Origin of the sequence: Teichococcus aestuarii (assembly GCF_042651065.1) — a bacterium.
Lineage (GTDB): Bacteria > Pseudomonadota > Alphaproteobacteria > Acetobacterales > Acetobacteraceae > Pseudoroseomonas > Pseudoroseomonas aestuarii.
In genome coordinates this window covers 1-8,880 of the sequence record NZ_JBHSCH010000109.1, presented here as the reverse complement: position 1 = coordinate 8,880, position 8,880 = coordinate 1, and the positions used below count along the sequence as shown (strand labels likewise).

Genomic DNA, 8,880 nt, shown 5'->3' with positions numbered 1-8,880 from the left:
AGGCTGGATGTCGAACATGCGCGTTGTGCTGAAGCAGCCGATGCTAAACAGGATGCTCCAGAGCGCGAAGGCGGCCAGGAAGGTTCGCGGATCCCACCGAAGCGCCGCATTCACTCGTGCAATCATTCCTACTCCATGAGGCGCTGGCGGAGGATGTGAGCCATGCGGCGGATCACCAGGAGGGGTTACAGCGGCAGCCCGACCAGGCCGCCGAGATAGCTGCGGACCACGGTGCGGCGCGCTGCGTTCGCGACCAGGCTCAAGTCTTCCGGCACGATGGCGAGCGCCTTCAGGCCAAAGGTGCCGTATGCCTGCGGTGTGGTCGTGCCGGCCGCCCCCACCCGGAGCTGTCGCTCATAGGTTCCCGCATAGGGGATCAGCGCATTGCCGCCCGCTGAGACGAAATTGGCACTCGCGCGCTGCACACCATCGGCAAACAGCTTGCCGAGATTGTTGGCCGGGGTCACCACGTCCTTGGTGAAGGTGGCCTCGATCAGATGCCACGAATCGTCCTGATAGACGTCCGCATCCGGCATGGTGACGAGGGTGTTGTTCCCCTGGAGGTGAAAGCCGATGTCGTCGGCCACGGCCTTCGCGGAGAGCGTCATGCCAAGCCAGCGCACATTATCGCTGGTGGCCGCGGCCGTGCCGTCGAAGAAGCGCCGGTTGCCGAACAGCACCCCCAGAGCGGCCGAGGGCGGCGCCGGCAGGCGGATCAGCGCGAAATGCGTCTGCGACTCATAAGGCATCACCGATACGCCCGCCGGCGTGTCGAGCGCGATGTTGCCCGGGAGGTTCAGGTACTGGATGGCACCGTCAGCGACCATGGCCGGGCCGTTACCCGCATAGGGTGCCAGCGGCACATCGCGAATGCGATCGCGCCAGATGAAGCTGGCCTGCCCTGCATTCCGAGCAGTCTCGGCACGCCAGAGGAAGCCACCCGCGCCGATCGCATCGATGGCCGCCAGCTCGGCGCCTTCAACGGCAATCGGCGCGGCTGGCGCGTTGACCGTGGCAGGGATGGTGGTGATGAGGGTCTGACCCGACATCGCATGATCCTCAGCGAATGGTGACGCCGAGGCTGCGCAGTGCTGCGCGGACATCGGCATAAGGGATGGACTGGACAGGCACGCCACGGCGCGCGGCGAGCGCCGCTACCACCCCGGCGGCCTCGCCCTGGATGCCGCCGTTGAGCTCCATCCGGAGCGACGACCAGACATGATCGGTGACAGCAACACACCACGCGACCGTGACGTTCGTTGCCTCCGCCGCCCTGGGCAGCAGGATCCGCAAAGGGATCGCATAGGTGGCGGTATCGTGGTTCGGGACGCCCCCGCCCTCTTCGGCGAGAGTCCAGAGGTTGCCGGAGGTGTTCCAGGCGACGAAATTGAACACCTTGCGGTCGATGAAGTAGTTGAAGAGGCCGATCGGGTCGGGCACCGCGCCGGCTGTGTAGGACACCTTCACGTCGGCCTCGGTCATGACGGCATCATTGACCATCCGGATGGTCTGCCGGTCATAGACCTTGTGCGGCACGCCGGTGCCGTAGCGGCTGCCGATCCACTCGCGCGGCGAGAGGCCCCATGCCGCGAAGCTGGCGCGGATGCTCTCGGGCACAATGCTGTCCGTGGCGAAGAAGTAGTAGAGCCCGAGATTGTAGTTGACCACGTCGCGCTCGATCTCGCGCCGCCTCGCCCACGTGGCGATCGGATAATCTTGCGCGAGAATGTTGGTATTGTAGACGCCCGCCGAGTTGGAATTGAAGATCGCGCTCCCGTCTCCTGCGTAGTTTGGCAGCGAGCCGGCCTCTTCATCCTGGAAGCCGATGACATCCTGGATGGCCTGGTCATTGCTGAACCGCACGCTCACGGCGAACGGCAGCAAGTACCGCTCGCGGTCGTAATCGGCGGGGCGCAGATCCTCGAACCGGATGCGGTCCGGCGCGTCGGTCATGATGTTGCGGATGTTGTAGCCCATGACACCAGGAACAGCCGATCCTGTGGCCGGGAGCGACAGGTCCGAGATGCCGGAGACCACGCGGGCACCGAACTTCTCGAACGCGGCGGGCGGAATGCCCGTCATGTCGACGCCCGTAGCGCGGTAGCCATACGACAGCTTCCAGCCGCCATATGGCTCGGCGGCGCTCGCGGCCTCGCGGGTCCATGTCCAGGAGATACCGGCCGCGCGCAGCACGTCTCCCGTGTAAGAGGCCTCCACCACCTGGCCGCAGCGGATGATACCCTGGGGCGTGACGATGCCGCGCGTGGTGGTCCCATCCCGGACAACCTGCTGGCCGGCCGCCTCGATCTGGCAGTTCAGAATCACCCGGTCGGCGTAGCGGGCGGCCCACTCGTTCGCGACCATCTCGGCGACGCGCGGCTCGAACCGCCGGAGGATGGAGACGTCGCCGCTGTAGGCACCCGCGCCGAGCCTGGCCCCGTACTTGCCGCCGATATCCAGGATGAACTGCAGCGTCAGGCCGCCGATGATGCTTGTCCAATCCGCTCCCTGATTCTGCGGCGTGTCGAGAATGCTGATGCCACCGGACATCATGCCGCCCAGCCTCTCGTCAGGGCAGATCAGGCACACGCTGGCCCCCAGCTGCGCCGCCGCCCGCATGGCAGTCAGGGCCGGCAGGCCGGAGCCATACACCACGACATCGTAGTACGCGCCGGCATCGCGCCGGAGCTGGTCCGCCTCGACAGCCCATGGGCGGCCGTAGGTGTCAACCGCGGCCACAGCGCGCCCGTTGCTCTGCGTGATCTGCGCCAGGCGCACACCCGTGCGGCCCGGCACCCCGAGCGCATCCTGCGCGACCGTCAGGCGGTCGGCCTCGGTCAGCACGCGCGACAGGCCGCCGGCGCGGCTGATGGCGTGCGTGCTGCCGTCCTGCTCCGTCAGGCGCACCACCCGGCGCATCAGGTCCAGGTCAACCGCCAGGGCGCCGGGGAACCCCGGCACGCGCACCGTGGCAACGCGCTGCTGCAGGTCGGCCTCCGTGGCTGCGCGCGACAACTCGCCGGACAGGGAGAGGATGTGCGTCAGCCCCGTGCCGCTGACCAGCCGCACCACGCGTCGGGTCTGGTCGATTTCCACTGCCAGGGCGCCGGGGTGGCCAGGCACGCGCAGCACGCCAGGGGCCGCCCCCACCTCCGCCTGGATGGGGTGCAGGGCGTAGGTGCCGTCCCCGCGCAGCGACCACCACCGGAACTCCGCATCGAGCAAGGTGAGCACAGCACCACGCTGGTCCCGGAACGCCAGCAGGACCTCCCTGCCGAAGCCAGGGATGCGGATGCGGCCCGGGGACAGTAGAGCCGCCTGTGCGGCCAGGGTGGGGCCGAAATACTCCAGAGCCGCGCCGGTCCAGCGATAGACCGCATTGCGGTTGGAGCCGTCAGGGTTGGCCAGGGCTGGCGGCGGCGGGTCGGCATACACCATGTATCGGGCGCCGATGGCCGGCGGCGTCTCCGCCACCAGCGCCGTCAGCACGGCGTATGTGCCGACAGGGATGGCCGCGTGGTCCACGGCCTCGGCACCGGACGCCGCCGCAGCCTCTGCGAACAGCCTCGCCGCCTCCGCCTGCCCGGCACTTTCCGCCGCCGCATCGACAAAGGGCTGCGCCAGCGACGGCAGCGCACCGGCCACCGCTCCCGGCACCAGCTCGGGCACCAGCTGCTCCACGCGCTGGTCCGCCTGGTCCTGCGCGTCCTGACGCAGCAGCGTGACCGGCACGCGCCGCGGCGCGCCGTCGGCGCCCTCGGCGCCCGGCAGTGTCAGCGCCCCCAGATCCTCCGCAGGCGGCAGCTCGCCGATGCGCAGGCCGGTCAGCATTCCGCCGCTGGTCAGCACGATAGGCTGGCCATTGGCCGTCGCCCAGATGGCCGAGTTGGGCACCGCCTCCTGTCCGGGCGTCGGGTCGACATCAAAGAACGCCCAGGCGCTCTGCTGCTGCGGGTCTGTGGTCTGGAAGCGCCAGGCCCAGCCGCCCAGCAGTTCGGGCTCATAGCCGCACCACCAGCGCCTCTCGGCCTCCACCCAGAGCCCGGCCAGCTCGAGCTGGGCTCCGCTCTCCAGGTGCCGCCAGAGGAAGGTGGCCCCCTCGCCCCGGGTGGCACCGCCGCGCGGCAGCAGCACCTGGCCCCAGGCATTGACGGTCTGGCCGAGCCACACGGGCAGGCGCCGCGCCGAGGTGTACAGGCCCAGCAGGGCGCGCACGTCCACGGCCGGAGAAGTGGTCTCCGACATGCAGTGTCTCCGGATTTCAGGAAGGGGCAGCGCCCCGATGGCTACAAGGCGACGGCGCCCGCCGCGCGGAACAGGTCATCGAGCTGCTGCGCGGACAGCGGCACCAGCTCGGCGATCAGGGCAATGGTCGGGCTGGCGCGCTCGAATGCGCCGCGCTCCCACGCATCCAGCAGGATGGCCGCCTCCACCGGTGGCAGGGTGGCCGCGTGCTGTTGCAGCGCCGCCTCCACCACCTCGAAGAGGCCGGCCAGGCGCATCGCGGCGCGCGCCTGCAGGTTCGACACCGAGGCCGGCACCGGTCCCGGTATGGGCAGCCCCAGCACCTCCGCCAGGGCGCGCTCGAGCGCCGCCTGCGGCACACCCACCACATACAGGCGCCCATCCGCGTATCGCCGTGCCGAGGGGCTGGGGTTGCCTGCTTTGGTGGCGATGGCGACCATGTCGGCGCCGACATCCACCGCGACGGATGCGGCCGGAATCACAGCCGGCTCAGCGTGAAGTTGCTCTGCGCCGTGCCGCCACAGGCCAGCGTGCCGCCCGAGCTTTGCCCGATGAAGGCCTGCACACCCTGCCCTGCCCCCACCTGGCCCTCCCAGCTGCAGCACAGATCCATCGCCCCATTGACGGTGGCCGCCCACTGCCGGGACCGGGCGATGCCGTTCACCTGGATCTCCACCACCCGCTCGCCGGTCGGGCTGTTGCCGAAGGACAGGCACAGGTTGGCGCGGTAGAGGCCCGTGCTGGGAGCCGTCAGGGCGAACACCGGCAGCGTGGCCGGCTGCGCGCCGAGAGTATCAATGCCCTTGCTGTTCCAGGGCACGGCCGATGTCGCGCCATTCGGCACCGCGAAGGTGCTGCTGGACAGCAGCTGACTGAACAGGCTCTGCGGGATGGCCGACTGCGGCAGCAGGCCGTCCGTGTCCAGCAGCGGGATACGGTCCGCGTTCGGCGACAGGAACAGGTAGCGCGTGCCACTGGGCCAGTTGATGGCGGATTGTGCGCCGGTGTGCGTCCGCACGATGCGCCCGCGCGTCAGGGTCGCCGGGCTGCCCGAGGTATAGACGCCCTCCACCACCTCGAACTGCGTCGGCGACAGCAGGTTGTCGACCACCGTGTAGCAGACCCGCGCGCCGGAGCTGAGGCCGGCCAGGGCTGGCGTCAGGTAGCCGGCCAGCGCGGGGCCAAGCTGGTACGTGCCGGTGCCGGTGGTGGTGGTCTGCACCAGCACCCGGTCGGCCACCACATGGGGTGTGCCCATCACAGATCCTCTTCAATGGCGATGTCGGCCGACCACCGCTGGGGGGTGATGCGCGTCGGCTCGGGCAGCGCGGAGAAATGGCCCAGCACGCCATGGCGGGCCGGGTCGGCATTCCAGGGGGAGCCGAACACCTGCCCCGTTGTTCCCGCCGCCAGGGCCGCGGCGTCCAGCGCCTCGGCATCGGCGCGCGGGATCTGCGGATAGGTCCAGCGCGTGAAGCGCCGCCGCGCACCTGGTGTGGCGTAGCGCACGCCGGAGAGGCCCGCGCGGTCATTCACCCCGGCATCGATCACGCCCCGCCGCTGCCCGTACCCGGCCGCCCTGCTGCTGATCACCAGCGGCGCGACCCAGGCACGCCCGAGCTGGAGGTACCGATCGGCAGCCCCCGCGATGAAGCGCCATTCCACGTAGCGAACCCGCACCGGCTCCGGCGGCACAAAGACCAGCAGCCCGTTCGGTCCAAAGGCGGCCGGCACGAAGCCCGAGTAGAACGGCGCCTCCAGCGGGTTGCTGAGCGGCGCCAGCGCGGCGTAGACGCGCACCTGCGCGGCGGCCGAGGGCAGCACGCCGTCACGCGGCGCCGCCAGCAGGAACAGCTGGCAGTCGCGATCCTCGCCCAGGTCAGCGCTGACCGTGACCGAGGCGCCGGGCATCCAGGGACCGGAGCGGTAGACGTCGGAGAGCTGCGGTGTCAGCAGGGCCCGCACGCCCAACCCTTCGGCCTCGCTGGAGGCGCTGATCTCGGCCAGCGGCCCGTTCAGCAGGTTTTCCGTGGCCAGCAGCGCCATGCCTATCCCCAGAGCAGGAGTGTGAGAGTGTCGCCGCGCACGCTGAGCCGCAGCACCAGCAGGTTGCGGCCCTGCGCCAGCGACGCGACGCGCGGATAGGTCAGCTGCAGCACGGTGCCAGGCCGCACCATGGCCGGGCTGATGCCGGAGGCCCCGGAGCGCAGCGAGACACGCCAGGACCGGCGTGGCACGCCGAACAGGGCCATCAGGCGATCGGCCAGGGCCTGCGCCGGCTCCGCCGTGACAAAGGGGCTGTCCAGCACCGGCCCGTCCGCGGCGGATGGAAAGGCGCCTTGGGTGGCGGCGTTCAGGTTCGTGACCACCTCGCCCTCGCGGCCGTAGTAGTCGCGCGCCTCGGCGCCGGCGCCCTGCGCCACATTCTCGCCCAGCTGCACCACGTCACGCACCGCGTAGCGCACCCGCGCGCGCCACCAGGGCGGCTGCGACTGCGCCTCTTCCTCGGGACGCCCCAGCAGCATCCAGGGCTCCAGCGCCACCCCGGGCCCGACCGTCTCCGGCACAACCAGGGCACCGCCCCGCATGCGGCCGAATTCATCGGCGCCCCACCAGCCATTCACGCCCGCCGCGAGCCGCTCCATGGCATCCGCGACCGTGCCGCCTGTCACCAGCAACCCGGCGGGGCCGGTGGGCCAGGCCGAGAACGCCTCACGCGGCGCGCGTTGTGGATCCAGCCCACCAGGCCCCTGCAGCAGTTTCACCGCCAGGTCGGCGGGGTCGGAGAGATAGCCACCCGTGGCCGGGGCGGCGTCGCCCTGCGCCGTGACCGTCAGCAGTGACGGCGCCGACCCCAGGCGGATATGCCCCGTGGCGAGGCAGACCATGTAGTGGCTACCCGGCACATAGGCCTCCTCCAGCGCCTGGTAGTTGCCCACCTCGCCATAGGGATCCTGGGCCACGCCCCGGTTGCGCACCTCGACCACCGAGCCGATCGGCCCGACAGCCACCAGGTAGATCTGCCGCGCCGCATCCACGAGGACCGGCGCGAAGTTCTGCCGGTGCCCGAACAGCCGCGGCTTGTTCTGTCCGGCCAGCGCCTCCGGCCCCTCCTCCCCGCCGGTGCCCGCGAAGACAGGGCAGGCCGGCACCGCCAGGTCGCGCGCGGCGGAGCCCAGCACCAGGCGGAGCCGGCCCGCGCCGTCCAGTGGCCGCGCCACGCGCATCTCGGCGATGCGGCCCACCTCATGGCTGGCCGCCGGGATCGGTCGGCGGTGCGGCCCGCGGCGGATGACGACGCCCAAACCGGACAGCGTCCAATCGCTGACCAGCGCATCCAGGGCGCCGTCGCCGTTCGCCAGCAGAACCTCCCCGGCCGCCACTTCGGCCCGCCGGCCCTCGCCCGGATAGAGCGGCACCTGCATCTCGAGCGCCGGCGGCTCCAGCAGCCGGGGGGGCCATGCCTGGTTCGGTACGGCATCGTCCGGCTCCGTGATCCAGCCCCGGTCGGACACCCGAACCACCGTCGCAGAGCCGCCGCCATCATCCGGCAGGGCGATGCTGCTGAGCGGCAGGCCCGACACCAGCCCGGCCGGGGCCGGCGCCGGCACCCCGCCGGAGCCCGCCCCCTGGATCTCGACCGTCCACACCGCATCGGTCACCGGCAGATCGCGCGCCCGCGCCACGCCGGCGGCGGAGACGGCATCGGTGGCCGGCCACTGCGAGGCGGCCGGCGTGGCGGAGAGGGGCGCCAGCCCGGTCATGGCTCGAGACGCAGACGCATGCCGCGCATCTCCTCCCTCAGCGCCGCCACTTCATCGCGCAGCGTCGTCATGGCGTCGGTGGCCGGCACCATCACCCGCGACAGCCCGGCTTCCAGGTTGCTGGAGAAGCCGGGCAGATCGAGAGTGGCGCCGAGGCTGCGCGTTTCGGACAGCACCATCTGCCGCACCGCCTCGGCCTCGCGGCCGGTGGCATTGAAGCTGGTGTTGGCGGTGAGCAGCGTGTTCGCGGCGTTGACGTAAGCCGACAGGTCCCCACCACCCCGCGCTGCCGTCAGCGCATCGGCGTATTGCTGCTGCGCCGCGAGATAGGCGTTCTGCGGACTGACCCCGACACCGCTGACCGCCTGCTGATCGAGGAATCCCGCCAGGATGCCGGATTCCTGCTGAAGCCGCTGCAGCGCGCTGCGCTCGACGTTCAACAGCTCCTCGGCGCCCTGCTCGGCGATGTTCTTCCGCTCCCACCAGAGCGTGTCCTCCAGCAGGCGGAGCTGCTCAGTGTAGGCCTCGCCTGCGGCCCCTTGCTGCCGCAGCTCATTGGCCAGGGCCTCGCGCTGCTGCTGCGCCGCCAGGTCGAAGGCCAGCAGCTGCGAGCCGCGCTGATCACCCATGGCCGCCAGCTGGCGAACATAGATGCCCTGCCCGGTGCTGAGGTACTGCCGGTCGCGGGCCGCGACGATGTCCGCCGCGGCCTGGGCGAAGTGCCGGTTCAGCCCCTCCGTGGCGAGCCCCAGGCGCTCGGCCTGGGCAACGGTGGTGTTGATTGCCACTGAGACCTGACCCGGTTTGGGGTAAAGTTGCCACTGAGAGTTGACCCATGTTCGGACGCTAGCCTCGGCCTTTTGGGCGGGGG

7 protein-coding genes are annotated in these 8,880 nt (G+C 70.6%); all 7 read right to left on the bottom strand.

What is annotated here, in order from left to right:
• Positions 1–185: 185 nt before the first annotated feature.
• A complete protein-coding gene (locus tag ACFOY6_RS23155) occupies positions 186–1,049 on the bottom strand; it encodes a hypothetical protein (protein WP_379632426.1) in 864 nt (287 codons plus the stop codon).
• A 10-nt stretch (positions 1,050–1,059) separates the two neighbouring features.
• Positions 1,060–4,245, bottom strand: a complete 3,186-nt coding sequence (locus tag ACFOY6_RS23150; protein WP_379652368.1) for an FAD-dependent oxidoreductase — start codon at positions 4,243–4,245, stop codon at positions 1,060–1,062.
• 41 nt (positions 4,246–4,286) lie between these two features.
• A complete protein-coding gene (locus ACFOY6_RS23145; RefSeq protein WP_379652367.1) occupies positions 4,287–4,727 on the bottom strand; it encodes a hypothetical protein in 441 nt (146 codons plus the stop codon).
• On the bottom strand, positions 4,724–5,503 hold the full coding sequence (locus ACFOY6_RS23140) for a hypothetical protein (protein WP_379652366.1): 780 nt from the start codon (positions 5,501–5,503) through the stop codon (positions 4,724–4,726). The genes ACFOY6_RS23145 and ACFOY6_RS23140 overlap by 4 nt, the downstream gene beginning before the upstream one ends.
• Entirely contained in the window at positions 5,503–6,291 is a 789-nt protein-coding gene (locus tag ACFOY6_RS23135; protein ID WP_379652365.1) for a hypothetical protein, read from the bottom strand. The genes ACFOY6_RS23140 and ACFOY6_RS23135 overlap by 1 nt, the downstream gene beginning before the upstream one ends.
• 2 nt (positions 6,292–6,293) lie before the next feature.
• A complete protein-coding gene (locus tag ACFOY6_RS23130) occupies positions 6,294–8,009 on the bottom strand; it encodes a hypothetical protein (protein ID WP_379652364.1) in 1,716 nt (571 codons plus the stop codon).
• Positions 8,006–8,880: hypothetical protein (locus ACFOY6_RS23125; protein WP_379652363.1), on the bottom strand; the 875-nt coding region annotated here is incomplete at its 5' end. The genes ACFOY6_RS23125 and ACFOY6_RS23130, both read right to left, overlap by 4 nt.

Excerpts from the sequence above, each read along its gene's own strand:
- ACFOY6_RS23155 (WP_379632426.1), bottom strand. The coding sequence starts at position 1,049 with ATGTCGGGTCAGACCCTCATCACCACCATCCCTGCCACGGTCAACGCG.
- ACFOY6_RS23150 (WP_379652368.1), bottom strand. The coding sequence starts at position 4,245 with ATGTCGGAGACCACTTCTCCGGCCGTGGACGTGCGCGCCCTGCTGGGC.
- ACFOY6_RS23140 (WP_379652366.1), bottom strand. The coding sequence starts at position 5,503 with ATGGGCACACCCCATGTGGTGGCCGACCGGGTGCTGGTGCAGACCACC.
- ACFOY6_RS23135 (WP_379652365.1), bottom strand. The coding sequence starts at position 6,291 with ATGGCGCTGCTGGCCACGGAAAACCTGCTGAACGGGCCGCTGGCCGAG.
- ACFOY6_RS23130 (WP_379652364.1), bottom strand. The coding sequence starts at position 8,009 with ATGACCGGGCTGGCGCCCCTCTCCGCCACGCCGGCCGCCTCGCAGTGG.